The organism is Mucilaginibacter sp. HD30, assembly GCF_054061755.1.
Map to the genome: position 1 here is coordinate 2,815,720 of NZ_JBSSEO010000001.1, position 25,067 is coordinate 2,840,786.

General features: G+C 40.6%; 25 protein-coding genes and 1 pseudogene. 11 read left to right on the forward strand and 15 right to left on the reverse strand.

Going from position 1 to position 25,067, the window contains the following annotated elements:
- The first annotated feature begins 109 nt into the window (after positions 1-109).
- Positions 110-1,246 (forward strand): GDP-mannose 4,6-dehydratase, encoded by a 1,137-nt coding sequence (gene gmd / locus ACVW2L_RS13495; protein ID WP_457128495.1) that lies wholly within the window; start codon positions 110-112, stop codon positions 1,244-1,246.
- 26 nt (positions 1,247-1,272) lie between these two features.
- Positions 1,273-2,895 carry a gliding motility protein RemB gene (locus ACVW2L_RS13500; protein ID WP_457128496.1) on the forward strand — a complete coding sequence of 541 codons (1,623 nt, stop codon included), beginning with the start codon at positions 1,273-1,275 and terminating at the stop codon, positions 2,893-2,895.
- A gap of 56 nt (positions 2,896-2,951) precedes the next feature.
- On the opposite strand, the gene ACVW2L_RS13505 is transcribed toward ACVW2L_RS13500, so the two are convergent.
- The 5 genes from ACVW2L_RS13505 to ACVW2L_RS13525 all read right to left on the reverse strand — a co-directional run bounded on the left by ACVW2L_RS13505 (position 2,952) and on the right by ACVW2L_RS13525 (position 5,728).
- Complete coding sequence (locus ACVW2L_RS13505; RefSeq protein WP_457128497.1) at positions 2,952-3,263, reverse strand: type II toxin-antitoxin system RelE/ParE family toxin; 312 nt, start codon at positions 3,261-3,263, stop codon at positions 2,952-2,954.
- Positions 3,257-3,445, reverse strand: a complete 189-nt coding sequence (locus ACVW2L_RS13510) for a hypothetical protein (RefSeq protein WP_457128498.1) — start codon at positions 3,443-3,445, stop codon at positions 3,257-3,259. The genes ACVW2L_RS13505 and ACVW2L_RS13510 overlap by 7 nt, the downstream gene beginning before the upstream one ends.
- A gap of 28 nt (positions 3,446-3,473) precedes the next feature.
- A complete protein-coding gene (gene nadD / locus ACVW2L_RS13515) occupies positions 3,474-4,049 on the reverse strand; it encodes a nicotinate (nicotinamide) nucleotide adenylyltransferase (RefSeq protein ID WP_457128499.1) in 576 nt (191 codons plus the stop codon).
- A 111-nt stretch (positions 4,050-4,160) separates the two neighbouring features.
- On the reverse strand, positions 4,161-4,754 hold the full coding sequence (gene gmk, locus ACVW2L_RS13520; protein WP_457128500.1) for a guanylate kinase: 594 nt from the start codon (positions 4,752-4,754) through the stop codon (positions 4,161-4,163).
- Positions 4,755-4,852: 98 nt separating this feature from the next.
- Positions 4,853-5,728 carry a YicC/YloC family endoribonuclease gene (locus ACVW2L_RS13525; RefSeq protein WP_457128501.1) on the reverse strand — a complete coding sequence of 292 codons (876 nt, stop codon included), beginning with the start codon at positions 5,726-5,728 and terminating at the stop codon, positions 4,853-4,855.
- Positions 5,729-5,862: 134 nt separating this feature from the next.
- On the opposite strand from ACVW2L_RS13525, the gene ACVW2L_RS13530 reads away from it, so the two are divergent.
- Positions 5,863-6,606 carry a hypothetical protein gene (locus tag ACVW2L_RS13530; protein WP_457128502.1) on the forward strand — a complete coding sequence of 248 codons (744 nt, stop codon included), beginning with the start codon at positions 5,863-5,865 and terminating at the stop codon, positions 6,604-6,606.
- Here ACVW2L_RS13530 and rnc read toward each other — a convergent pair.
- The 3 genes and pseudogenes from rnc to ACVW2L_RS13545 form a co-directional block, all read right to left on the reverse strand.
- Positions 6,603-7,329 (reverse strand): annotated as a pseudogene (gene rnc / locus ACVW2L_RS13535) (ribonuclease III). The gene ACVW2L_RS13530 and the pseudogene rnc sit on opposite strands and share 4 nt — an antisense overlap.
- Before the next feature lie 11 nt (positions 7,330-7,340).
- The gene (gene fabF, locus ACVW2L_RS13540) at positions 7,341-8,594 is read right to left on the reverse strand and encodes a beta-ketoacyl-ACP synthase II (RefSeq protein WP_457128503.1); all 1,254 of its coding nucleotides are present in this window, start codon (positions 8,592-8,594) and stop codon (positions 7,341-7,343) included.
- A 21-nt stretch (positions 8,595-8,615) separates the two neighbouring features.
- Positions 8,616-8,852, reverse strand: coding sequence for an acyl carrier protein (locus ACVW2L_RS13545; RefSeq protein ID WP_008508386.1), 237 nt, complete (start codon positions 8,850-8,852; stop codon positions 8,616-8,618).
- A 152-nt stretch (positions 8,853-9,004) separates the two neighbouring features.
- On the opposite strand from ACVW2L_RS13545, the gene ACVW2L_RS13550 reads away from it, so the two are divergent.
- The 3 genes from ACVW2L_RS13550 to ACVW2L_RS13560 all read left to right on the forward strand — a co-directional run bounded on the left by ACVW2L_RS13550 (position 9,005) and on the right by ACVW2L_RS13560 (position 12,548).
- Complete coding sequence (locus tag ACVW2L_RS13550) at positions 9,005-9,427, forward strand: IPExxxVDY family protein (RefSeq protein WP_457128504.1); 423 nt, start codon at positions 9,005-9,007, stop codon at positions 9,425-9,427.
- A 51-nt stretch (positions 9,428-9,478) separates the two neighbouring features.
- Positions 9,479-10,912, forward strand: a complete 1,434-nt coding sequence (gene pyk, locus ACVW2L_RS13555) for a pyruvate kinase (RefSeq protein ID WP_457128505.1) — start codon at positions 9,479-9,481, stop codon at positions 10,910-10,912.
- A gap of 343 nt (positions 10,913-11,255) precedes the next feature.
- Positions 11,256-12,548 (forward strand): BamA/TamA family outer membrane protein, encoded by a 1,293-nt coding sequence (locus tag ACVW2L_RS13560; protein ID WP_457128506.1) that lies wholly within the window; start codon positions 11,256-11,258, stop codon positions 12,546-12,548.
- A 79-nt stretch (positions 12,549-12,627) separates the two neighbouring features.
- On the opposite strand, the gene ACVW2L_RS13565 is transcribed toward ACVW2L_RS13560, so the two are convergent.
- From ACVW2L_RS13565 to ACVW2L_RS13585, 5 genes are all read right to left on the reverse strand, one after another.
- On the reverse strand, positions 12,628-13,026 hold the full coding sequence (locus ACVW2L_RS13565) for an SPW repeat domain-containing protein (protein ID WP_457128507.1): 399 nt from the start codon (positions 13,024-13,026) through the stop codon (positions 12,628-12,630).
- A gap of 223 nt (positions 13,027-13,249) precedes the next feature.
- Positions 13,250-14,992, reverse strand: a complete 1,743-nt coding sequence (locus ACVW2L_RS13570) for a TonB family protein (RefSeq protein WP_457128508.1) — start codon at positions 14,990-14,992, stop codon at positions 13,250-13,252.
- 3 nt (positions 14,993-14,995) lie between these two features.
- Positions 14,996-15,367, reverse strand: coding sequence for a BlaI/MecI/CopY family transcriptional regulator (locus tag ACVW2L_RS13575; RefSeq protein ID WP_377100505.1), 372 nt, complete (start codon positions 15,365-15,367; stop codon positions 14,996-14,998).
- A 130-nt stretch (positions 15,368-15,497) separates the two neighbouring features.
- Positions 15,498-15,950, reverse strand: coding sequence for an energy transducer TonB (locus ACVW2L_RS13580; protein ID WP_457128509.1), 453 nt, complete (start codon positions 15,948-15,950; stop codon positions 15,498-15,500).
- Positions 15,951-16,071: 121 nt separating this feature from the next.
- On the reverse strand, positions 16,072-16,902 hold the full coding sequence (locus ACVW2L_RS13585; RefSeq protein ID WP_457128510.1) for an energy transducer TonB: 831 nt from the start codon (positions 16,900-16,902) through the stop codon (positions 16,072-16,074).
- 131 nt (positions 16,903-17,033) lie between these two features.
- On the opposite strand from ACVW2L_RS13585, the gene ACVW2L_RS13590 reads away from it, so the two are divergent.
- Complete coding sequence (locus ACVW2L_RS13590) at positions 17,034-18,437, forward strand: MBL fold metallo-hydrolase RNA specificity domain-containing protein (protein WP_457128511.1); 1,404 nt, start codon at positions 17,034-17,036, stop codon at positions 18,435-18,437.
- 15 nt (positions 18,438-18,452) lie between these two features.
- Here ACVW2L_RS13590 and ACVW2L_RS13595 read toward each other — a convergent pair whose 3' ends face one another.
- Complete coding sequence (locus ACVW2L_RS13595) at positions 18,453-19,046, reverse strand: hypothetical protein (protein WP_457128512.1); 594 nt, start codon at positions 19,044-19,046, stop codon at positions 18,453-18,455.
- A 276-nt stretch (positions 19,047-19,322) separates the two neighbouring features.
- Between ACVW2L_RS13595 and ACVW2L_RS13600 the strand changes: the two genes are divergently transcribed.
- The 4 genes from ACVW2L_RS13600 to ACVW2L_RS13615 all read left to right on the forward strand — a co-directional run bounded on the left by ACVW2L_RS13600 (position 19,323) and on the right by ACVW2L_RS13615 (position 24,416).
- Positions 19,323-19,607, forward strand: a complete 285-nt coding sequence (locus ACVW2L_RS13600) for a hypothetical protein (protein ID WP_457130224.1) — start codon at positions 19,323-19,325, stop codon at positions 19,605-19,607.
- Positions 19,544-19,921, forward strand: coding sequence for a GtrA family protein (locus ACVW2L_RS13605; RefSeq protein ID WP_457130201.1), 378 nt, complete (start codon positions 19,544-19,546; stop codon positions 19,919-19,921). The genes ACVW2L_RS13600 and ACVW2L_RS13605 overlap by 64 nt, the downstream gene beginning before the upstream one ends.
- Positions 19,922-20,358: 437 nt before the next feature.
- On the forward strand, positions 20,359-21,462 hold the full coding sequence (locus ACVW2L_RS13610; RefSeq protein ID WP_457128513.1) for an acyltransferase family protein: 1,104 nt from the start codon (positions 20,359-20,361) through the stop codon (positions 21,460-21,462).
- 89 nt (positions 21,463-21,551) lie between these two features.
- Positions 21,552-24,416, forward strand: coding sequence for an insulinase family protein (locus ACVW2L_RS13615; protein WP_457128514.1), 2,865 nt, complete (start codon positions 21,552-21,554; stop codon positions 24,414-24,416).
- 53 nt (positions 24,417-24,469) lie between these two features.
- Here the strand turns inward: ACVW2L_RS13615 and ACVW2L_RS13620 are convergent, their stop codons facing one another.
- Positions 24,470-25,045, reverse strand: a complete 576-nt coding sequence (locus tag ACVW2L_RS13620; RefSeq protein ID WP_457128515.1) for a hypothetical protein — start codon at positions 25,043-25,045, stop codon at positions 24,470-24,472.
- Positions 25,046-25,067 lie beyond the last annotated feature (22 nt).

The following is a 25,067-nucleotide window of genomic DNA, read 5'->3' on the forward strand; positions in this document are numbered from 1 at the left end:
TGAAACTCAGAAAGCTTTTTTGTTGTTGTGATATTATAAATTTATAAAGCAAAACACTAACAGGTTTTACAATTAAATTGAATATTATTGCAAGTATTACCACACAACAATGAAAATAGCATTAATAACGGGTATCACCGGTCAGGATGGTGCATATCTGGCTGAATTTCTTTTAAAAAAAGGATATCTTGTTCACGGAGTTAAAAGAAGAGCTTCATTGTTCAATACTGACCGCATTGATCATCTTTATCAAGATCCACACGAAAGCGGCTTAAAGTTTCAATTGCATTACGGAGATCTTACCGACTCCACCAATCTAATACGCATTATACAGGAAACACAGCCCGACGAAATTTATAATCTGGCCGCGCAAAGCCACGTAAAAGTAAGCTTTGACACGCCTGAGTATACCGCTAATGCTGACGGTATTGGTACCCTTAGAATACTGGAAGCCGTGCGTTTATTGGGCATGACCAAAAAAACGCGTATTTACCAGGCATCAACTTCTGAACTTTATGGCTTAGTACAGGCCGTTCCGCAAAGCGAGACCACACCTTTTTATCCGCGCTCGCCTTATGCAGTTGCCAAAATGTATGGGTACTGGATAATTGTAAATTACCGGGAAGCATATGGTATGTACGCTTGTAATGGCATCCTGTTTAACCATGAGAGCCCAATACGCGGCGAAACTTTTGTTACGCGTAAAATTACCCGTGCAGCATCTAAGATAGCTCTTGGGCTTCAAAATTGCCTTTACGTGGGCAACCTGTCTGCCCGGCGCGATTGGGGCCATGCTAAAGACTATATAGAAGCTATGTGGCTAATGCTGCAGCAGGAAAACGCCGAAGATTTTGTTATTGCTACCGGTATTACCACTACTGTAAGAGACTTTATAAAAATGGCCTTCGGAGAATTGGGTATAGAAGTAGAATTTAGCGGTAAAGACGAATACGAGCGCGGCGTTATAATTGATGTTGACAAGCAACGGGCAGAAGAATTAGGCCTTGACCTGGCTGCTTTACCAGCCGGACAAACAATTGTTAAAGTTGACCCTAAATACTTCCGCCCTACAGAGGTTGATCTCTTGATAGGTGATGCTTCAAAAGCGCAACAAAAATTAGGCTGGATCCCAAAATATGACCTTCCTGCATTGGTTAAAGAAATGATGATATCAGACCTTCATCTGGTAAAAAAAGATGCCTATCTGCAAAAAGGTGGCTTTACAACGCTTAATTACTTTGAGTAGTATCTAAATACAAATCATCTGCCTACATGAAAAAAATCTATCTAAGTATAATTGTATTGTTAACTGCGGTAAGTATATCAAAAGGGCAGGTACAATATCAACCCTATTCATACCAGTTTTACCAAAAGTTTAATGCCGATGCTTATTCGACAAAAACACGCTTTCACACGTCGTTGAAACCGTTTTTTTTGGATGATACCGTATTACAAAAGCGCTATCAGGACCTTATGAATTATGGAAAAGATAGCACTATAAAACATAGCTGGGTACACCGTAAAATTTTTGATGAGCATTTAATTGAAGTAAACGACAAAGAATATACGTTTTTTGCTGATTACCTTACCGACGTTACCGGCGGGAGGGATATCACAGGTAAAAAAACGGTTTGGCGCAATACACGTGGCTTTCAATTGGGCGGAACCGTTGGCAAAAAATTCTACTTTTACTCCGCAGGTTTTGAAAACCAGGCGGTATTTCCGGATTACTATAGAAAATATATTGATCAGGTGGGTGTAGTGCCCGGACAGGCGTTCGACCGTACGTTTACCAGACATGACGAGAAAGATTGGTCTAACGTGTTGGCCTTAGTATCTTACACACCGGTAAAATTCCTAAACATAACTTTAGGGCACGACAGGAACTTTATTGGCGACGGATACCGTTCGCAATTGCTGTCAGATAATTCTTCACCTTACCCCTTCCTTAAACTTACAGCAAACATTGGTAATGTAAAGTATATGACTATGTGGTCGTATATGACGGATCCCGCCTCACCTCAGGTATCGTATGTTAACGGTTACAGAAAAAAATGGGGAGCTTTCCACTACCTGGATTGGAGCGTAACGAACAAATTATCGTTAGGTCTTTTTGAATCAATAATTTGGTCAGAACGTGACGGTGACGGAAATTTTAGAGGATTTGAATTTAATTACCTTAACCCTGTTGTGTTTTTAAGGCCCACCGAAGCGTCAATCGGCTCTCCGGATAATGCAATGCTTGGCTTTAACGGCAAATATAAATTAACAGATGGCATAGCGGCTTATGGACAATTTGTATTGGATGAATTTGTAGCCAAAGACCTGTTCTCTGGAAATGGTAGTGCGCGTAACAAATTTGCTTACCAAATAGGTGTTCGGGGTTCTGATCTGTTTAAAGTTAAAAACCTCAATTTTTTATTAGAGCATAATGCCGCCCGTCCATATACTTATTCTGAAACCAACTCAATTACCAACTATAGCCAGCAAGGCGAGCCGTTAGCACACCCTTTTGGCGCCAACTACAAAGAAACTGTAGGTATGCTTAACTATAGCTACAAACGCTTTGATTTTAGCGGTCAGCTAAATTACGCACAGTATGGCCTTGATGTTGATGCTACCAATTATGGCAAGGATATTTTTAAAAGCTATAATTATCCGGCACGGCTAACCGGAAACTACATCGGCCAGGGTTTAGCAACAGATATGGTATTTTTAAACGGCAGAGTGGCTTATTTACTTAACCCAAAGTATAACCTACGCATAGAAGCAGGCTTAACTTATCGCCGCGAAAGTAACATCCAGTTTAACGACAAAACCACTATAGTGTTCTTTGCAATACGCAGCTCATTTCGCCATTTATATGAGGACATAGCGACGTATAGAGCGTATTAGAAGGATAGTTTAAAGTAAAGAAGATGTAAAAAATATTAGGCGATGGCTAACCCAGACTACTCTGCGCCGTCGAAAGCTGGATTTCGAGCGATAGATCGGGCGTGATGGTGGATAGTTAGGATAAAAATTGCTGAATCATCGGTTTTGTAAAAGATGATATAATTTCTATAAACAATAGATCGGATTTCTTGCCCCTTTATCGTTTTGTAAAATTTTCCTTTGAAAGGATGCTTTAAGAGTGATTCAGTGAATGCTTTAATTCTTTGCACTTCCAAACGAGCATATTTTATAGAATCCTGACTGATATAGTTGTATATGGATGAAAGATCGTGAATTGCTACATTAAGATAAATAATTTTTTTTACCATTTCTTAATTTCTTCATCCAATTGTTCAGATGTAAGATATTCACCTCTTGCAATTTGCTCTAACGCCTTTTCTACTTTTGCAGTAACTATTATCTCGTCAATGAAGTCGTCTATATTAATATTTTCGGGAGCCTTATTAAGCATCGCCTGTATTTTTTCTTTTCCAATAATTAAAGCTTCCATGTAAACCTCCTTTTTATAAAGATAACAATTATATCCTGTACAAGCTTTTGCTCTCTATAAATTTCAATACAGGGTCGGGTACAAAAAACTGCACGTTCTTTTTCTCGGCTATTGATTTGCGTATAAACGTAGCCGAAAGCTCCATCTGTGGTGTCATGGTGATGGTAACTGATGGATGCGAAGCCAGTTCGGCATTTTCATAACCAGGACGTGGATATACGTAGATCTGATGATCGCGGAGTATAAGCTTGTAGTTTTTCCATTTGGGTAACGAGATCAGGTTGTCTGATCCCATTATAAGCGCAAACTCATGCTGCGGATACTTCTCTCTCAAATGGGTAAGAGTATCAATGGTGTAGGATGGCTGCGGCAGCTTAAGCTCCACATCGCTTACCTCAATATTCTGCGCATTGTCAGTAGCCAGGCGGGCCATCTCTAACCTATCGTAGGTATTGATCAGGTCGCCATATTTTTTTAATGGGTTTTGTGGCGATACTACCAGCCAAACTTTATCTAAAGTTGTATGGTTGGCCAGGTAGTTGGCTATAATTAAATGACCGATATGTATAGGATTAAATGAACCAAATAGCAAGCCTATTTTCATTTAGTTAATAGTTAATAGTTAATAGTTCATGGATCATAGTTTTTTGAGTTTCTACATGGATAATAAGGCTAAAAGTTCACTATGATCTATAAACCATCAACTATGAACAAGCTAACGCCCTATAAAATCCGTAACCAACTTCTCCGCCTCCGCACATGCCGTATTAAGGTCGTAATTTTTAAGTATAATATCAAATTTAGGCGCGTAATTGAGCTCTTTTTCGGCTTTTATAAAACGCTCCTGTAATTTCTCGGCGCTATCAGTACCACGGCCGGTTAAACGCTCCTTTAAAACCTCAAGCGAAGGTGGCTGAACAAATATAGCTAAAGCCTGTTCTTCGTACTTTTTCTTGAGGTGAAGCCCCCCTTCAACATCAATGTCAAAAATTACTGTTTTGCCAGACTCCCAAATCCGCTCAATCTCTTCGCGAAGCGTTCCGTAAAAAGTACCGCTGTAAACCTCCTCAAACTCTACAAACTGCTTTTTAGCAATACGGTGTAGAAACTCTTCCTTACTAATAAAGTAATAGTCTTTTTTATCAACTTCATCGCCACGGCGCTGCCTGGTAGTAGCTGATATAGAAAACTCCAGGTTAGGGATTTTTTTTAATAAGTGATGTACTATAGTTGTTTTACCTGCGCCTGAAGGAGCTGAGAATATAATGAGTTTACCGTTTGGGTTCATGGTTAATAGTTCATGGATCATAGTTGATAGTTCATGGTTAATAATTCATGGTTAATAACAAATCTTCTATGATCTATTAACTATGAACCATGAACTTTTATGAACCATCAACTATGAACTTATAATACATTCAGTAATTGTTCTTTTATTTTTTCAAGCTCTTCCTTCATCCCAACCACTAACTTTTGTATGTTGGCATCGTTAGCTTTTGAGCCCAGCGTATTTATCTCTCTGCCTATTTCCTGTGATATAAAGCCCAGCTTTTTGCCATTGGCATCAGCATTCTGCAAGGTTTCTATAAAATAATCGCAGTGTGTTTTCAGGCGGATCTTTTCTTCGGTAATGTCAAGCTTATCAATATAATAAATAAGCTCCTGCTCAAAACGGTTCTGGTCTATCGCCTCGCGGTTAACCGCTTCGCTTAAAAACTGATTCAGCCGCTCACGTATAACCGGTACGCGTTTGGGCTCCTCAATTTCAACCAGTCGTAAGTTTTCAAGTATAATACCTATGCGATATTTAACGTCTTTCTCAAGCGTATCACCTTCATCTTTCCTAAATTGCTGAAAAGCGGCCATAGCCTGTTTAAAGGTATCTTCAACTATTTTCCACTCCTCGTCTGATACAGTTTCTTCATCGTATTTTACTACTTCGGGCAGCCCAAGTGCTAACTGTAGCAGGTTATCGGCCGGTTGGCCTAATTCTGTACTAACCTGCTGTAACTGGGTTACGTAATGTTTAAGTAAAGTAGCATCAATACCGGCAGCTTTAACTTTAGAATTTGCCTGTTCGGTATTTATTGATAGATTAACTTTACCGCGCTCTATTTGCCTGCTGCAATCATTACGTAACTGAAATTCTTTTTCAGAAAATACTTTGGGCAAGCGTAAGCTAAGTTCAAGAAACTTGCTGTTAAGGGATTTTATTTCGACGGTGTATTTTGTATTACCCGTATCAAAACTGGCAATGCCGTACCCTGTCATGGATTTTATCATGCGCAAAGATAGTGTTTTTGGCAAATTACAGACGCAGCAGGGTAATATTCTGTTAACCTGGCCTGCGCGGCACGGGTAGATATAAGCTTTAACAATTTTTAACGTTAATAATTAAACAGATTAACTAATTTTGCATGGTGTTGAATAAGCCATTTTTATACCGCAGCGTTTGTATTACACTGTTGTTTACCGCCATTTTCTTTTCGGATACGAAAGCGCAAAAACTACTTAATGTAACCGGCGTTACTTTTCAGAAGGCTTCGCAAGTGCGCGTATCGCAGGTAATTGTCAATAACACCAGCCGCAGAACCATTTCCAGAAGCGATGACTTGGGCATTTTCAGGATACAAGCCAGCGCCGGCGACACGCTGCTGTTTAGCAAAAATCAATACACTACGCAAGCTATTGTAGTACTAAACGACAACCTGCTATCGGTTTATCTGCAACCCATTGTTACGTTAGATGAGGTAAAGGTAAGGGACCTGAGCACGAGGCAAGAGTTAGGTAACACAATGGGAGATTACATGAAAAAAACTCCTTACAGCACTTTGCGTCCTGGCGTTGCGGCGTATATATTCTCTCCCATATCAGGCATATCCAACCTCTTTGGTAAAACAGCTAACAATGCGAGGCGCTTTGCGGCTTTTTCAAAAACAGAGCTGGAACAGGTGGAAATAGAGAAGCGATATAATAAAAGTGTGATTAAGAAAATTGTTGATATTCCCGAAGAGGATGTAACAGCTTTTATGATGGCGTTTACCCCATCATATGACCAAATTAGGGTTTGGGCCGATTATGATATAATTAAATACGTACAAACTTCGTACGCGTACTTTGTGAAGAACAAAGAAAATTTAAAGCCGCAAAAACTGTATTAAATTCCTAAAGCTTCACAAGCTTTCTCTGCAGCAAGCTTCTCAGCATTTTTCTTACTGAATTCTTTACCAAGACCCAAGGTCTGCCCCTCTATACTGGCTTGAACGGTAAACAGCTTTAAGCTTTCGCCTATCTCATTTTCTACAACGTCAAAGGAAATATCCTTGCCATGCCTTTGGCACCACTCTATCAGCTTGCTTTTAAAGTTTGTTTCCGTTTGTTCAAGCATGTGGATATCTATATGCGTTTTGATGATTTGGTTAACCAAAAAATCACGCGTAAAATTGTATCCTTTGTCCAGATAAACGGCGCCTACAAGCGCCTCGAAGGCATCGCCTAATAAAGAGCCCTGGCGGGATGGGCCAAGCATGCGGGCATCATACTCAATAAGCTGTTCAAAGCCTAACTTGCGGGCCAGTTGGTTAAGATTTTGGCGGTTAACTATTTTAGATCGCAGCTCTGTTAAAAATCCTTCATCCTCGTAAGGGTAAAGTTTAAAAAGCACCTCGGCCACTACACTGCCTAAAACAGCATCGCCTAAAAACTCAAGGCGTTCGTTACTATTCTTTACGCCTTTTTTTACGTTTTGCGCTACCGATTTATGCCTGAAAGCCAAACGGTATAACAGCAAATTGCCCGGCACAAAACCGAGCAAATTTTTTAAAAACCTTAACGTATTTTCTGTGTGGAGATAAATAAAGCTTATATAAACGGCTAACAGGCATTAACGTTACTATTAACCTTCATACTTTTTAAAAATCACAGAAGCATTATGACCGCCAAAACCAAAGCCATTGCTTTGTACTACTTTAACATCGCGCTTTTGAGCAGTGTTAAAAGTAAAGTTTATTTTAGGATCAAATGATGGATCGTCTGTAAAGTGGTTGATAGTTGGCGGTATAATGCCATTGTTGAGCGCCAATATAGATGCAATTGCCTCAACTGCACCGGCAGCGCCTAAAAGGTGCCCCGTCATTGATTTTGTTGAGCTGATATTTATACGGTAAATATCATCACCAAAAACATCAGTTATAGCTTTTACTTCCTGCGGATCACCTATTGGAGTTGACGTGCCATGCACGTTTACATAATCTATATCAGCCGGTGTAAGGCCTGCATCGCTTAATGCAGCTTTCATAACCAACGCTGCGCCCAAACCATCCGGATGCGGAGCCGTCATGTGATACGCGTCGGCACTCATGCCGCCACCTATCATTTCGGCATAAATTTTAGCACCGCGCGCTTTAGCGTGTTCCAGTTCTTCTAAAATTATGGTACCCGCACCTTCGCCGGCAACAAAGCCGTCGCGGTCCAGATCAAACGGGCGCGAAGCAGTAGCCGGGTCATCATTGCGCACGGATAAGGCGTGCATGGCGTTAAAACCACCTATACCAGCTTCGTTAATAATAGCCTCAGAACCACCGGTAATAAACATATCGGCGCGTCCATGACGAATATAATTGAAAGAATCAATCAGTGAATTGTTTGACGATGCACAGGCCGAAACGGTAGTAAAGTTTGGCCCGCGTAATCCATATTTAATAGAGATATGGCCGGGGGCAATATCTGCAATCATTTTAGGGATAAAGAAGGGATTAAACCTTGGCGTTCCGTCGCCTTTGGCAAAAGCCACAACCTCGTCTAAAAAGGTTTTTAAACCTCCTATGCCTGAGCCCCAAATCACGCCTATGCGGTTGGTATCAAGCTTAGTAAAATCTAATCCAGCATCCTTTACTGCTTCTTCAGTTGAATAAAGTGCGTATTGAACAAACGGATCAAGCTTACGGGCATCCTTGCGGCCTAAAAAGCCATCGGCATCAAAGTTTTTAACTTCGCATGCAAATTTTGTTTTGAACTTTTCTGTATCAAAACTCTTGATCAAAGCAGCGCCACTCACCCCATTGATAAGAGCGTTCCAATAATCAGAAACGCTATTGCCAATTGGAGTGAGTGCCCCAAGCCCGGTTACAACTACTCTTTTAAACCCCATTTAAAATAAAATAAGGAGAGCTTATTTAACGTTTTTTTCAAGGTAAGCTATGGCTTGACCAACAGTACCAATAGTTTCTGCCTGATCATCAGGTATAGCCACATTAAATTCTTTTTCAAACTCCATGATAAGTTCCACGGTGTCTAAAGAGTCGGCACCAAGATCATTGGTGAAGCTAGCCTCAGGTGTTACTTCACTTTCGTCAACACCTAATTTTTCAACGATAATAGCTTTTACTCTTGAAGCGATATCAGACATAGTTTTATAGTTTAATGATTAAATAAAATTCTGTGCAAAGAAAAATAAAATCTATCAAATATCAAATCTAAAACCTTTTTAGTTTGGTGTCCAACAAAATTTAATTCCCCGATGCGGTTTTTGTATCTTTGGCGGGTTAAATATAGTTATAATTGAACAGGAAAATTTTAAAGTTTGAGATCGATCTTGATTTTATTTTGATAGCCGTAACTGCCTCATTAAAAGACTATCGTGCCTGCTATCTTATAAATAAACACTTAAATTTTAATTTTGTTCGGGTAAACGATCTTACCGTTGATAATTTAAATGGCAGCAATAACCGCGGTTATTTCTCGTTATTTAGCTGCTACTGGGAAGCGAGCGAAACCGACTTTTATTTTATAGCCAACAAAGGCACTGAAGGTTATCTTGTTCCGGAAATGCGCAAAGCCGACTATTTTTTGTTGATTAAGAATTACATTGATGAAACCGACCTTGAAAACCTTACCTCATCGTTAAACCGCATCCCCGAAATTGTTGCCGCAGTAAAGATCGACCCAAAAAAAATAAAATCACGCGAAAATCTGCTATTTTAGCGCAAATTTACAAAGTGTTATAATTACACAAACCTGGAATACCGACAAAACATGAAATTAGCTTATAACCGCACCAAAATTGTTGCCACCATGGGGCCTGCATCTTCAAATAAAGATGTACTGCTATCTATGATAAAAGCAGGCGTTAATGTATGCCGCCTTAATTTTTCGCACGGAAAAATCTCTGACCATAAAAAGGTTATTGAAACAATACGGGAAATTAACGAACAGTATAAAACAAACGTAGCCATACTTGCCGACCTGCAGGGGCCAAAAATACGGATAGGCCTTGTTAAGGATGGCGGCATCAACCTTATTAACGGTACACATATAAATATTACCACCCACGAGTGTATAGGCGACGATAACCAGATCTATATTACTTATGATACATTTCCGCAGGATGTGCAGGCTAACGAGATAATTTTGCTTGACGACGGAAAGATACAAATGCGCGTTTTGGAGACCAACAAAATAGATACCGTGGTTTGCGAAATTGTGCACGGTGGTATATTAACATCGCGCAAGGGCGTTAACCTTCCAAACACCAAAGTGTCTATCCCCAGCTTAACAGAGGATGACCTGGAACATTTGCATTTTGTTTTAGAATGCGATGTTGACTGGATAGGTCTGTCGTTTGTTAGAAATGCTGAAGATATAGTAGAGCTTAAACAAATAATAGCCCGCAGCGGTAAAGCTGCACGAGTTATTGCTAAAATAGAAAAACCGGAAGCTATTGAAAATATTGATGCCATTATAGCCGTTACTGATGGCATAATGGTAGCACGCGGAGACCTTGGCGTTGAAATGCCTTTGGAAGAAGTGCCTTTACTGCAAAAAATGATAGCACGTAAATGCCGTGCGGCTTCAAAGCCGGTTATTGTTGCTACACAGATGCTGGAGTCTATGATAACTACCCCGCGCCCAACACGTGCAGAGGTTAATGATGTAGCCAACTCAGTATTAGATGGCGCGGATGCGGTGATGCTGAGCGGGGAAACGTCTGTAGGTGAGTTTCCGTTGATCGTTATTGAGACTATGTCAAAAATTATCAGAAACGTAGAAGAAGTAGGTTATCCGTTCAACACCGGAAAAGCAGATATTGATGATACAAAATCAACCTACCTGGCTGATGCCATTTGCGGGTCTGCCGTATATCTTGCCGAACAAACCAATGCAAAAGGAATTATAGCGATGACATCATCTGGTTATACTGCCTTTGAAATTTCAAGCTACAGGCCTGATGCGCCAACTTTTACTTTTACTGCCGACAAAAATTTGCTTACTGCGCTTAGCCTGGTATGGGGCGTGCGTACCTTTTATTATGATAAGGTAGAAAGCACGGACCAAACCATTACTGATTGTAATAACATGCTTATAGCTGAAAAGTTTATTGCCGCAGGCGACGTTATCATCAACACGGTGTCAGCACCTATAGCCCGCCAGGGCCGTACCAATACGGTTAAGGTATCTGTAATAGAATAACAAAAACACTGTATAAAAAAGAGCCCCGCTTATTTAGCGGGGCCAAGTCAACAAAAATTAAAAGATCTGCGCAGAACATACCTCGCTCCGCATCTTATTGGTATCGGCAAAACAATAATTCCAACAAATTTTTATCATTCCCATTTCATTGTCCTCCTTTTACTTTGACGCTGTTATAACCCTATAGTTTAAACCGTGATACAATTATCGCATTAGAGTAATTTATTATAGTTTAAGTTACAAGATAATAGCCAGACTATAGCTTGGCAACAATAAATTATTATCCTGCTATTTTATTTTACAATGCAATGACTATATTGCATTCCAATTAAATAAACTAAAATTGATTAAACTGGTGTGGAAGCTCGCTTTTACGACGAGCATTGTGCTTTTAAGCACAGGGATAATTTTTGCTCAGGAACGGCAGGACCCGCCTGCCGTTCTACAAAAACAAACTGATGCCAAACAAGTATTGAGCAAGTGGTTCGGTAAGAAAAAAACGGGTACTGATACAACAGCTACAAAACCTTCCACTATCTCTACCCTACCCTCTGCAGGGTTTAACCCAAGTGTAGGCATGTCTGTAGGTGTAACCTCAACGGCAGGTTTGATATTTGGCGACCCAAAGGTAACAACCATGTCTGTGTTAAACACCAACGCGTACATATCAACCAAAGGGCTTTTACAATTTGAATTTAAGCACAATATTTTCACAAACGATGATCTGTATAATATTCAAGGTAATGTACAGGTAGGCAAAACCGTGGGCCTTGATTATGGCGTAGGGACAGGAAGCCGCGCACGTGGTGAACAGGGTTTTTCATTTGATGGTTTGCCATTATCAAGCAATAGTGAGGTAATGCCAATCAACTATTCTTATATCAAGGTATCTGAAAGAGTGTATCGCCGTATAGCGAAAAATCTGCTTTTTGGCGCAGGGGTTATTTTTAACATTTATAATGATATTGATAACGAAGGTAAATTAGGCGTAAACACCAGGGCACATAATTACCGGTACAGCGTGAACCACGGTTTTCCAACAGGCGGTTATACCAATAACGGCCTGCTGTTAAATTTAGAATACAACTCCCGCGACCATATTAACCGCCCTTACGAAGGCATGTTTGCTGATGTGATACTACGCACCAACGAAACCTGGATGGGAAGTAACAAACGTGCAACACAATTAAGAACTGAGTTTAGAAAATATTGGGGCCTTTCAAAAATTAACCGGGAACACGTATTGGCATTTTGGTTTTGGGGCAGTTTCCTAATAAACGGAGACCTGCCCTACCTTGAACTGCCCGGTACAGGCAGCGACCAAACCAATCGTTTAGGGCGGGGGTACACTATAGGGCGTTTTAAGGGCCAGTCATTTGCTTACAGCGAGGCTGAATACCGCTTCCCTATCTCAAAAAACAAACTGTTTAGTGGTGTGGTGTTTGCCAATGCGCAAACTTCAAGCGCTCAGCGTAACTTAAATGATGTTAACCTGGGTGAATATGTTGAACCAGGCGGTGGATTTGGTTTGCGTATATTGTTTAACAAGTATACCCGGTCAAACCTTTGTATTGATTATGGCATAGGAACCTACGGTGCCAAAGGAATATTTATAGGCTTGAACGAAGTTTTCTGATCATACCGACAAATAGGTATATAAAAAAAAGCGGTCCTCAACTTAAGTTGAGGACCGCTTTTTTTATGTTTTTAATATATTAATTGTTAACCACTTCGTGGTGCACATCATCAGTAGTAAACGGCGAGGCGTGGGTAAAAACACCAGCTATTAAAAAAGTACCGCCTATTAAAACGTGTGGCCAGAAAATACCGTGCTCAACGAAAGCGAAACCATACAAAAACGGCGATGCCAATAATATAAAGCCCGAAAATGCATCAAGCACATTATGTGTTGGCATAGGGAATATCTTAATAAACCCATGACTGTTATTGCTGAAAATAGCCATTATTAACTGTACCCAACCTATAAGTATTGGTAAAAAAAAGGTAGCGCCGTGAGAATCCTCAAATCCAAATAACCATGGCGAAGCCATTGATACCAGGGCGGTGGCATAATTTATAATTCCGTAAAAGCTTCTTGAGATAAAAGGGTTCATGTTTTAATATTGTTTATCTGCACCAAAAGTAATAATTAAACCTAAAAAACTTATCATCGGGGTATCAAAAAAGTTTATTATATATGATGAACTACACATTAATTGCGTATTGCGTTGCACTTCTAACAAAAAAGCCCCGCAAAAATATCTGCGAAGCTAAACCGATAAAAATATGGTTAAATGGTTTTAATTTTTGCCAAAGGGCACTTCAGCAATGCTTGTTTTACTGGCCCACCTGTGTATCGTCAAAAGAAAGCGTAAAGTTAATTGGCACGGTATACTGCACTTTTACTTTGCGCCCGTTTTGAAATCCGGGTATCCATTTGGGCGAGTTGGAAAGTACCCTTACCGCTTCATCTTTAAACTCTTCACTCGGGCCCCGTACCGCCCGTATATCAGATAGCTGGCCGTCTGTACCTACAATAAATGTTACAAAAACTTTTCCTTGCAGGCCCCTTGTTCCCATCTCACTTGGATAGTGAATATTCTTTGCTAAAAACTTTGTAAATGCGCTCATACCGCCCGGGAAAACCGGGTACGATTCAACATTTGAATATACTCTATTATCTAAATCGTTTGCGGCAGGTGGCATATCGTCGTCATCGCCAAGCGTAAAATTGATAGGCACGGTATATTGCGTTCTTACCGTTTGACCATTTTGGATGCCGGGCTGCCATTTAGGCGAAGTGCTGAACACACGCACCGCTTCCGCTTTAATGTCTTCAGAAGGGCCGCGCACTGCATGTATATCAGAAAGTGACCCGTCGGCTTCAACAATAAACGAAATAAATGCCTTACCCTGAATATTGCTCTCCCGACTCTGCGCCGGGTATCTTATATTTTGCTCTAAAAATTTGCCAAAGGCATTTACGCCTCCCGGAAAAGTGGGTGCCTGTTCTACTGATACAAATACTTTTTTATCACCTACTATATCTTCTTCCGATGTTCCATATGTAGGATGATCTTTATAGGGCATAGTATAGTATTGTTGGGCGGCGTCATGGTAAACAACTACCGGCGGAAATTTAACCTGGATCTCGTCTTCAGGTATTTCAGCATGCTCAACTATTCCGTCAGCAAGATTGTCAACCGGTGCCTGGAAAACTTCTTTCACACCATTATGAATATCAGTAACCGCTGCACTATTATTTACCGTTGCTGATGACAGTATCATCATTAACACAAACAGCGGAGCCGACAAGCAGTATTTAAACAGCATTATGCGCTGCGATCTGCTTTTTTGCAACATCATTATCCGTTTTTTAAGCATACTATGGCTATAGAACGGATTGGTTAACTTGTGGGCAGGAACATGAAAGGTTTGGCTAAGCAAAAGCAAGGCATAATCTGCTTTGTCTGTGCCCGACCTGATTACCTGCATATCAGCAATATACTCATGTATATATTTAATGGCAAAACGGTACAGATAAACCACCGGGTTAAACCAGTTGATGATCATTACTGTTTCAATGATCATAACATCAACAGAGTGCCATTGCGTAGCATGAACTTGCTCATGCCTGGCAATTGCGTGATGATGGGCAACATCTTTACCCAAACTTATTTTTTTGAAGAACGAATATGCTGCCGATGGTGATGGCTTTTCTATTTGTTTTTTTAGTACGATTAACTGCCATAGCAACCGCAAGGTTAAAAACAAGGTAACCGTTATGTAAACTAAAGTTAAAAGGTGGCCTATTGTAACTGATTGTTCTGCCTGCTGAAAGTTGTATGTTATTAATTCAACACCGCCGCCATATAGTGTAGATTGAACCTGTTTGGTAATAAACAGGTTCTTCACCCAGTCGGCTTGTATTATGGGTATCGCAAACGAAAGTAACGATGCCGCCACAAGATAAATGCGGTTAAGCTGAAAAAAAGTCTCGCGGCGCAGCAACAGCGCGTAAAAGGCAAAAAACAATAGCAGGTAAAAGTTTACCAACAATAAATAATGCCACCAGCTCATAACTTACTTGCTTTTAAGTTTCTCTATCAGTTTAAGTATCTCATCAGCCTCCTTAAGATCTATTTTCTCTTTCTTTACAAAGTAAGAGAACATGTGCTGTACAGAGTTATCAAAATAGCCATTCATCAGCTTGTCGGTAGCAAAGTTCTGGTATTGATCCTTGCTTATAAGCGGGTAATACTCATGGCTTTTGCCATAGGCATTATGGCTTACAAAGCCTTTGGTTTCTAATATCCTGATGATGGTTGACACGGTATTATAAGCCGGCTTCGGCTCTGGTAGTAATTCAATTACGTCTTTAACAAAGCCTTTTTTTAACTGCCATAATATCTGCATCAATTGTTCCTCAGCACGCGTTAGCTCTTTAATTTCCATGATTTTTTTTGTTAATTTTTAGTATTGGGGTATTTAGCTTTTATTTATCAACGAATTTATTAGTTAATATTAACAAAAGCAACTCTAATTTTCACCGGAGTTGCTTTTGCATTATTTATTTCTGTTGATACTATTTAGGTAATTCGAAATTTATAGGAATTGTATATCGAACCCGAACCTTTTTACCACCCAGTTGCCCCGCTTGCCATTTAGGCGAGTTTGCCAACACTCTTGTGGCTTCTGCTTTTAACGTTTCTGATGGGCCGCGCATCGCCTTGCAATTTGATAAACTTCCATCAGGCTCAACTACAAAAACCACAAAAACCTTCCCGGTTACCTTTTTCTCTCTATCTTCTGCCGGGTATTTTATACTTCCGGTTAAGTAATCCATAAGAGCGGTTACCCCGCCAGGAAAATACGGCGCTACATCTACCGAAGTATAAATTGTGGTATCAATGCCCATTGACATGTGGGTTACCACTTGCTTTTTAATGCAATAATCTGCGTGCATTGCATTGGCCGAGAATGACGTTGCCGCCATTATTGCTACTGCTATTTTAAGTGCATTTTTTAATGTCCTCATGTATTTTATAATTGGTATTATCTAAGTTATTAGTTTGCTTTTAAATAAGCAACTAATTTATTAGGTATTTAATCAACTTGTTAATACAGTAAGCACAACGCAAAAGTTATCAGTATTCAAATTAACTCCCCAAAGTAAAGTTGATTGGAACGGTATATTGCACCCTAACCGGTTTACCGCCTTGCAAACCCGGTTTCCATGTAGGCGAACCCTCTATCACTCTAACTGCTTCGGCCTTTAAGGTTTCTGACGGGCCACGCACAGCAACAACGTCTGTTAATTTACCATCCGGCTCAACAACAAACGATATAAATACTTTGCCCTGTTGATTATTCTCTCTGTCGGCGGCGGGGTATTTTATATTTTTCTCTAAATAAGTAGACCAGGCTTTCACCCCACCCGGAAACTGAGGTGATTTTTCAACTGCAACAAATATATTTCCCTTTTTCTGATTTTTAACAACCGGGGGTTGTGGTTTTGGTCGGGCACCGGTTTTTAAAGAAGCCTCTTCACCGCCTAACACAAAGTTAACAGGAACGGTAAACTGCACCCTTACCGATTTACCATTTTGGTAGCCCGGTTTCCATGCGGGCGACTTTGCGATCACTCTAACTGCTTCGGCCTTTAAGGTTGCTGACGGGCCGCGTACGGCAGCAACGTCTGTTAATTTGCCATCCTCCTCAACAACAAATGATACAAATACTTTGCCCTGAACATTGTTTTCTCTATCTACTGCAGGATACTTTATGTTTTTTGATAAAAAAGTTCCGAGCGCTTTTTGCCCCCCGGGGAACGCAGGCGATTTTTCTACGGTAACGAACACTTTCTTGCCGTCTTGTTTTACCAAAACCGGGGCTTTTGGAACCGGCGGATTTGGTTTTTGTGCACTTGCAGTAAAAGAAATTGCAATTACAAAGGCTGCTATTTTTAGCGTGTTTTTTAATGTTCTCATGATTATTAGTATTTGGTTAAAATATCTTAAACGAATTTATTAGTTTATTTTTAAACATACAACTAATTTATTAGTTATTTTTTACTCAAACATTTCACGTATGTTTCCGCTTATAAACCAAAATATATTTAATGGAGATTGTTTTTCACGGCGCTGCCCGTAATGTTACAGGCAGTAAGCATTTAATAAGGCTTAATAACGGCACCACCATATTGCTTGACTGCGGCATGTTCCAGGGATTGGGCGAAGATACAGATGGACTGAACGAGCATTTTGGCTTTAACCCGGCTAAGGTTGATTATTTAATATTATCGCACGCACATATTGATCATTGCGGACTGATACCGCGCCTGGTTGGCGAAGGCTTTACCGGCACTATATTTTGCACACCGGCTACAATGGATCTGGCCCGGATACTACTGATGGACTCTGCGAAAATACAGATGCAGGATGTAGAGTACAGCAACAAAAACCGCGAACGCAAGGGTTTGCCGCTGCTGGAGCCATTATATAATGATGAACAGGCGATGGAAGCGTTACGCCTGTTTAAAATTGTAGAATATCATGAACACTATGCTATAACCCCCGAGGTAAAATTTCACTTTACTGATGCAGGGCATATTTTAGGCAGCGCTGCAGTACATCTAACCATTACCGAAGACGGCAAAGAAACCAATATCTCCTTTAGCGGAGATGTAGGCCGCTATGGCGATCTGCTTTTAAAAAATCCACAAAGGTTTCCGCAGGCGGATTATATTCTATTAGAGTCTACCTATGGTGATTCATTACATCAAGATATTGGCCCTATTGAAGATGCCCTGTTAGAGGTGATAAAACAAACTTGCCTGGTTAAAAAAGGAAAAGTTATTATACCCGCGTTTAGCGTGGGCCGCACCCAGGAGTTACTTTACGCTTTAAACGCTTTAGAACTGCGTGGCTTATTGCCTGATGTGCCCTATTATGTGGATAGCCCCCTATCAGAAAAAGCAACGCAGGTAATAAAAAACCACCCCGAAGTTTACAATAGTGGAGTTAAAGAGGTAATGAAGGTTGATGCAGACCCGTTTGCATTTAAAGGTTTAAGTTTTGTGCCGTCAACTGAGGCATCCATCGCACTGAATAATAACCCAAAACCTTGTGTGGTTATATCTTCTTCAGGCATGGCCGAGGCGGGCCGGGTAAAGCACCATATAAAATATGCTATCAACAATACTAAAAACACCATATTAATGGTGGGTTATTGCGAACCGAACTCGTTAGGCGGGCGTTTACTACGAGGCGAAAAAGTGGTACACATTTTTGGCGAGGAATATGATGTAAAAGCCGAAGTGGCCGAAATACGCTCAATGAGCGCGCACGGCGATTACCAGGATCTGCTGCATTTTTTAAAATGCCAGGACCCGGCAAAGGTGCGCCAGATATTTTTGGTGCATGGGGAATACGGTGTGCAGCAGCATTTTGCCGAAACACTTAAGGAAAATGGATTTGCCGATGTAGAAATTCCGCATCAGCATCAAAAGGTAGTGTTGGAGTAACAACTATTTTCTGCTTTAATATGGATGACCGCTAACCGGATTTGCCAATTGGTAGGGTGGTAATAAAATACAGTCAATAGGCGATTGCTGGTTTACATTTGCTTCTCTGCCGCTAAAATTTAACATGTTCAAAAAATCAATGTCGGGATGGCTACGATTAGTGCTATTTAACTCGGGCAGACCCGGCATTTGTTTTAAAATCCATTCGAGGGCACTATATTTTTTTGAACTGGTATCAATCGCGCATCCATCTTTAAGTACAAATTTAACGGGCAACAAATAAGTTTTTCCGGCAGGTATCTGCTTCCATGCTCCGTTAGTATGTTTAAGTGCTTTTTTAAATAACGAATCTAAAAAATGTGGCGTACCCGTATTGGTTTGAACACTTACCGGGTTTCTATTTTTATCTACCTTAAAACGTACAAAAAGATACCCTGATAAGCAGGTTTTTAAGGACGTTGTATATATAAATACAGAGTCTGTATAAATATTTAATTTGGCATAAATGTCAGCTACATCCGTCACCAGGGCATCAGTTGGTTTTTTTTGCTGCGCATACCCGGATTGCACAATAAATGTTATAATAAACAAAAAAAATACTCTTTTCATAACTCTATTTTTTGGCATTTATCCTTCGATTTTTTTTATTGCGTCCTTGGTTCTGATACTTCCATACATCGTAAAAGCTAACGATTCAAATTCAGAATATTGCATCAATAACCATTTTATTAAACCAATCAGTTATCAATTTGTGATTGCTGGATCTGTTACAGCTGAAAGAGCTAAAGTAAAATGAGTGCGCATGGCGACTACAAGACTTACATTTCTAACTGCCGGGAACCTGCCAGGTGCGAAAGTTATTTTTTAGTACAAGGCGAATATGATATGGAACAACACCTTCCCACAGATTTGCGGAGGTGGAAATTCCGCACCAGCATCAAAGGTGGTGTTGGAATAGTTTATCTTTACCCGGCAAATTCTAATACTCATTGCAACGGATCATTTTTAATTTTATTGATTTTTTTTACGGTCGGTTTAAAAAATGGATACCATTACATACTTTCAGGTACGCAGCCTGCGGTGGTGGCAATACTGCGTTCGATATTATTTTATTCTGGGCTTGCTATAACTTTATTTTTCGGAAGCAGAACTTCATCATTGGCGATATAACCTTAAGCCCTTATATAGCTTCGCTGTTGCTCTCTTTTAGTATTTCTTTTAGTACAGGATTTTATTTGAACAGATATATCGTTTTTAAGGAATCGGGCTTAAAAAGGAGTGTGCAATTATATAGGTTTATAGCAGTAAACACGTTATGTATAGTGCTAAACGCTGTGTTTATTAAGCTTTTTGTAGAATACCTAAACTTTTATCCAACTGTGGCAAAAGTGGCGGCTACGGTTATCATCGCCGTTATTAGCTATTTGGTACAAACGCACTTCTTTTTTAAAATAAAAGAGGACATGATAGATAAAGAAAGCTGATGAAGTTTTTTGATCATCAATGTTGTATGTAGCTAACTGGTGTAATCACATGTACTATGTACAGGGTCTGTAGTGTAAACGCATAAAAGTATTAACGTCGAAAGTGTGGAGTTTTGAGTGCGCGTCAAGTAGCAGAGCTGTTGCTAAAGTGTTGCTAAACTGTTGCTATTGTGTTGCTAAAGTGTTGCAAGTAAAAGCAAAAAAACGCCAATTTTTGTCTTTTGCATTATGTTTATAATCAGCTACTTGAAATTTATTTATAGCTATTTTTACTGACTAATAAGTAATTGCAAATAAAAATCATAAAATATTAATATCCAGTTAATTAACTTTTGTTTTTTTGGTGACGCATATTTTTTGCAACACCCGCTTGCCGGTTGTTAACTAGCGCTCGAGGTTACAAATAAAGTTGTAGTTTTACCTAAACCATTATAAAAATGACAGCAACAATAAAACCCCGCCTGCTTTCTCTTGATGTTTTTCGGGGTGCAACGGTTGCTGCCATGATATGGGTTAACAATCCCGGCGACTGGGGGCATATTTACGCTCCGCTTGAACACTCGGCCTGGAACGGCTGCACCCCTACCGACCTGATATTTCCTTTCTTTCTGTTTATTGTCGGCGTATCTATTGTTTACGCTATGGAGAGCAGGGCCGAAGTAAAGGCCAATCACTCAAAAATGGTTGGGGCTGCGTTCAGACGCATGATTATATTAATGGTTATAAGCCTGATAACCCAACTGCTCTTCCATCCGGGGCTTGCACATCTGCGTTTTCCGGGCGTGTTGCAGCGCATTGGTTTGGTGTATTTTATCAGCACGCTTCTCTTCCTTAAAACGACACAAAAAACCCGCGATATACTGTTCGTGGTGCTGCTCGTGGGTTATTATATTTTAATGGTATTTATCCCCGTACCCAATACCGGTAAAGCAAGCCTTGATCCCGAAACCAACATGGGCGCCTGGGTTGATCGTGTTGTGTTTTCAACCAATCACTTATGGTCCGAATCAAAAACATGGGATCCTGAAGGTTTATTGGGCACGCTGCCCGCTATTGCAACCGGTTTGTTTGGTATAAGGGTGGGCAGCTGGCTAAAACGCAAAGACTGCGATGATGCCATTAAAGTGAGCTGGCTTTTTATCTATGGTTTTACAGCTATCGTCGTCGGCTTACTTTGGGGTTTATTTTTCCCTATAAACAAAGCCTTATGGACAAGCTCATACGTGCTTTATGCAGGCGGCTGGGCAACTGCAGGCCTGGCACTATGCTACTGGTTAATTGATGTACAGGGTTATAAAAAAGTCGCCCTGTTTTTTGTACCCTTAGGCGTAAATGCCATAACGGCCTATGTGCTTTCCAACTACATTCCGCATTATATTATCAATAAGGTAAAGTTTGGGGGCAGTACCCTTTATCAACTGCTATTTGAACCTAACTTTCAGCCCTACGTTGCATCCGCGCTTAGCGGACTGCTACTGGTTTTTATAATTTGGGGGTTGATGCGTTTATTATATAAACTAAATATCGTTATTAAGGTGTAGTTGTATTTAGTAAAAAAACCGCCCGAAAAATAATTTTTAACTAACCCCTTCGTTTTTGCATCTTAGCACCCATTATTTTAAATATTGATATGAATTTTAAGCATACCTTTTTTTTATCGGCAACAGTGTTGTTGGTTACTGTAGGCGGAGCCTTTGCCCAGGTAAAGAAAAAACCTGCACCCTCTCCAAAAAGCAAGCCGGTATCGCCTGCAAAACAAATTGCGCCGCAGGTTAGTACACAAACTTTACCTACAGATCCTTTCTTGTTAAAAGGCACATTACCTAATGGGTTAACCTATTATATAAGAAGCACCCCGGCCCTGCCCAAAAAAGCTGAGCTGGTTTTAGTTACCAAAGCCGGATCAGTTTTAGAAACAGACGTGCAGCGCGGTTACGCTCATTTAATAAGTCATTTGGCGCTTAAAGGTACAATAGACGTTACCGAAGACCAACTGGCTGGTTTTATGAAACTCACAAAAAATATTTTAAAAGCCGACAGTAATGCACTTAGCAGTTACGATGAAAGCGTTTACCGACTAACTGTGCCAACAGATACGGCCGATGCGTTGAATAAAGGTTTGAATTTATTAGCCGGTTGGGCAGGCGGTATCAGCTTTGATGCGGCCAAAGTAAACGCCGCGCGAACCGCTGTATTAGAAGAATTAAAAAACGGCGCGAACGTAATGAAAGAGAGGCTGGACAAATCTGCCTTGCCGTTTATGCTTAATAACTCGCGCTATGCTTTGCGCAACCCAAAAGGAGAAGAGGCCGTAATTGATGCGGCGAACGCGACAACCGTAAAGAGTTTTTATACCGATTGGTACCGCCCGGATTTGCAAGCCATTATAGTAGTTGGTGATATTGATGCAAAAAAGGTTGAAACTTTTATAAAAAACACCTTTACAGCGCTAAAGGCACCGGCTAACCCTAAACCCGTTACGCCTTATACAATTACGCCGGCAATCGGGACGCAAATTAAATTTATTACTGATAAGGAGCTGCCGTATGTAGTTACCCAGGTTGTAATATCTCACCCGCAAATAGTGGCAAAAACTCCTGCAGGTTTTGTGCAAAACATGCAGTTAAATTTGTTTAACGACATGCTGGCGGCGCGTATTGATGAGTTGAAGCAGCAATCAAACTCGCCCTTTTTGTTTGCCCAGGCGGGTTATAATAGCTTTATTGGCAAGCAAGACGCTTTTACAGCGCTGGCCATATCCAGTTCCCGAGGGATTGATACCGCTATAAAGACACTTGCCACGGAAATTGAGCGTATGCGCAAATTTGGATTTGTATCAACCGAGTTGGAACGCGCCAAACAGAACGGAATTTCGCGGGTTAGCTATGAATATGAGCAGCGCGATAACATATTACCGGGCAGCATCGCTGCAGAATATCAGCGCAATTTTTTGTGGGGCAGTATTGCCACCGGCACCAGTTATAAGTACACGCATTATTTGGATAACATTGGCAAAATTGACCTTGCCGCAATGAATGCGCTTGCTGCAAAGCTATTAACCCAAAACAAGGCTATTTTAGTGCAGGCGCCTGAGAGCGAAAAAGCGCTGCTACCTACAGAGCAGGCATTGCGCACCTGGTTCACTACAGGAGGTACTGCACTTAAAGCTTATGAAGATAATGCCAGCGTACCGCTTATGGAAAAGTTGCCCGTAGCCGGCAAGGTAACAAGTATTAAAACTGACAGTACCATACTTACAACGAACGTAACGTTATCAAATGGTGTAAAAGTAATTTTAAAGCCTACGCAGTTTCAACAAGGGCAGATCATCATGAACGGATTTGCATTTGGGGGCACGTCGCTCGCGTCTGACCAGGATTTTACTTCTGCAGATCTTGCTGCCAAGGTAATCAGCGTAAGTGGAGTTGGCGATTTTAGTCAAACGCAGTTGGAAAGAATGCTTCGTAATAAAAACTTAAACATTGAACCTTACGCAAGCAATATTGTTCATGGTTTTAGTGGTTTTACATCCTCTGCCGACTTTGAAACAGCCATACAGTTACTCCACCTTTATTTTACCCGCCCCCGCAAAGATGCCGCAGCATGGCAAAATACCATATCACAGACTAAAGGTGCGCTTGTTTTGCTTGGTGTTGAAGAAACTGCCGTTTTTCAGGATACTGTGAACGCTCTATTAAGCGGTTACAATAAACGCGGTATGGCAACTACCATAGCCCAGTTGAATGCAGCAAGTTTAGACAAGGCCTACCAGTTTTATAAAGATCGTTTTTCAAACGCGGCCAACTTCACGTTTACATTCACAGGGTCTTTTACTGTTGAGGCCATTTTGCCGTTCCTTGAAACTTACTTAGGCTCATTGCCTACAAAAAGCGGTACAGAAACGTTCAAAAACCTCGGCATGCATCCACCGGCTGGCAATATCACCAAAACTATAGTTAAAGGTAAAGGCGATAATGCCACAGCTCAATTAATATTTAGCGGCGCGTATGATTACAATGCCGTTAACAACGTTGATCTTGATGCTTTGGAAACGATATTATATTTAAAGATAGCGCAGCGTATAAAGGATACAACCGGTAAAATTGACGTAGGGGTAAGAGTAGCTTATACAAAACAACCCGAAAGCAGATATCGTGTACACATTGATATTCAATGCCCTGTGGCTGATTTTGATAGAATTACCGGCTACGTTATGGATGAAGTTAATAAGTTTAAAAAAAATGGAGCCGAACAAAAAGAGTTAAACACATTTATTTTGGACGAAGCACGTAGTATTCAATCGCAATTGAAACAGAACGCTTTTTGGAGCGGTGCATTAAATGTGGCGGCGCAAAATGGGGATGATCCTGACAAGATTTTATTACATGCCCAGTTGCTTCAACAATTAAACATACAGCGTACTAAAGAAGCTGCTATTAAATATCTTAATGATGCCAACTTTATAAAGCTGGTATTAATGCCGGAGAAGAAATAAAATTTCATCTGTAGACAGACAAGCGAAAGCCACCTAATCGGTGGTTTTCGCATTTAATAAATATTGATATTAACTGCCGATGTATCGCCGGGCCTGAAAATGCTTATTGCCGTACATCTTTTTGTTGCAGGGTCTATGTCAAATGAAATTCCTTTACCAATGTCTGCGAAGACACCAACAGTCCTCCCCTTAATTAACTGATTGCTGTTACTTGTCAGCGTATAAAATCTGCTCACATCGTCCATATCCGTACCTGTATGCACACCTTCGGGAGTACTGTATTCAGTAGACGTCGTCATTATCTTTTTAATGTTTAAGCGTTCATCTCCCGCTCCAAAATTTCGATGCCCGTAAACACTGGTACGATATCCTGTTGTATCGTGCCCCGGAAACCAGGTGTAAGCAGCGCTGCCCATTGCCGCATCCTGTTGGTCGGGTTGCCCGTATTGCTTCAACAGCGCTTGCATATCATCTCCTATCTTCATGTTACCTATGCGCTCGCCAGCTTTTATAAGTAAGCTATCGGGTAGTTTATTTTCAACCACAGCACTGCTGTTTTCGGGCTTCTCGGCCTGGTTGCAGGCGCTCAGTGCAATTAGCGCTGATAATATTAAACGATACTTCATCATTTACTAATAACAAATACTTTAC

What these genes read in the sequence shown, in the direction of transcription:
- gmd (WP_457128495.1), top strand. Translation starts at nt 110, where the DNA reads ATGAAAATAGCATTAATAACGGGTATCACCGGTCAGGATGGTGCATAT.
- ACVW2L_RS13500 (WP_457128496.1), top strand. Translation starts at nt 1,273, where the DNA reads ATGAAAAAAATCTATCTAAGTATAATTGTATTGTTAACTGCGGTAAGT.
- ACVW2L_RS13505 (WP_457128497.1), bottom strand. Translation starts at nt 3,263, where the DNA reads ATGGTAAAAAAAATTATTTATCTTAATGTAGCAATTCACGATCTTTCA.
- ACVW2L_RS13510 (WP_457128498.1), bottom strand. Translation starts at nt 3,445, where the DNA reads ATGGAAGCTTTAATTATTGGAAAAGAAAAAATACAGGCGATGCTTAAT.
- nadD (WP_457128499.1), bottom strand. Translation starts at nt 4,049, where the DNA reads ATGAAAATAGGCTTGCTATTTGGTTCATTTAATCCTATACATATCGGT.
- gmk (WP_457128500.1), bottom strand. Translation starts at nt 4,754, where the DNA reads ATGATCCATGAACTATTAACCATGAACCCAAACGGTAAACTCATTATA.
- ACVW2L_RS13525 (WP_457128501.1), bottom strand. Translation starts at nt 5,728, where the DNA reads ATGATAAAATCCATGACAGGGTACGGCATTGCCAGTTTTGATACGGGT.
- ACVW2L_RS13530 (WP_457128502.1), top strand. Translation starts at nt 5,863, where the DNA reads ATGGTGTTGAATAAGCCATTTTTATACCGCAGCGTTTGTATTACACTG.
- fabF (WP_457128503.1), bottom strand. Translation starts at nt 8,594, where the DNA reads ATGGGGTTTAAAAGAGTAGTTGTAACCGGGCTTGGGGCACTCACTCCA.
- ACVW2L_RS13545 (WP_008508386.1), bottom strand. Translation starts at nt 8,852, where the DNA reads ATGTCTGATATCGCTTCAAGAGTAAAAGCTATTATCGTTGAAAAATTA.
- pyk (WP_457128505.1), top strand. Translation starts at nt 9,479, where the DNA reads ATGAAATTAGCTTATAACCGCACCAAAATTGTTGCCACCATGGGGCCT.
- ACVW2L_RS13565 (WP_457128507.1), bottom strand. Translation starts at nt 13,026, where the DNA reads ATGAACCCTTTTATCTCAAGAAGCTTTTACGGAATTATAAATTATGCC.
- ACVW2L_RS13570 (WP_457128508.1), bottom strand. Translation starts at nt 14,992, where the DNA reads ATGAGCTGGTGGCATTATTTATTGTTGGTAAACTTTTACCTGCTATTG.
- ACVW2L_RS13575 (WP_377100505.1), bottom strand. Translation starts at nt 15,367, where the DNA reads ATGGAAATTAAAGAGCTAACGCGTGCTGAGGAACAATTGATGCAGATA.
- ACVW2L_RS13580 (WP_457128509.1), bottom strand. Translation starts at nt 15,950, where the DNA reads ATGAGGACATTAAAAAATGCACTTAAAATAGCAGTAGCAATAATGGCG.
- ACVW2L_RS13585 (WP_457128510.1), bottom strand. Translation starts at nt 16,902, where the DNA reads ATGAGAACATTAAAAAACACGCTAAAAATAGCAGCCTTTGTAATTGCA.
- ACVW2L_RS13590 (WP_457128511.1), top strand. Translation starts at nt 17,034, where the DNA reads ATGGAGATTGTTTTTCACGGCGCTGCCCGTAATGTTACAGGCAGTAAG.
- ACVW2L_RS13595 (WP_457128512.1), bottom strand. Translation starts at nt 19,046, where the DNA reads ATGAAAAGAGTATTTTTTTTGTTTATTATAACATTTATTGTGCAATCC.
- ACVW2L_RS13600 (WP_457130224.1), top strand. Translation starts at nt 19,323, where the DNA reads ATGGAACAACACCTTCCCACAGATTTGCGGAGGTGGAAATTCCGCACC.
- ACVW2L_RS13610 (WP_457128513.1), top strand. Translation starts at nt 20,359, where the DNA reads ATGACAGCAACAATAAAACCCCGCCTGCTTTCTCTTGATGTTTTTCGG.
- ACVW2L_RS13615 (WP_457128514.1), top strand. Translation starts at nt 21,552, where the DNA reads ATGAATTTTAAGCATACCTTTTTTTTATCGGCAACAGTGTTGTTGGTT.
- ACVW2L_RS13620 (WP_457128515.1), bottom strand. Translation starts at nt 25,045, where the DNA reads ATGATGAAGTATCGTTTAATATTATCAGCGCTAATTGCACTGAGCGCC.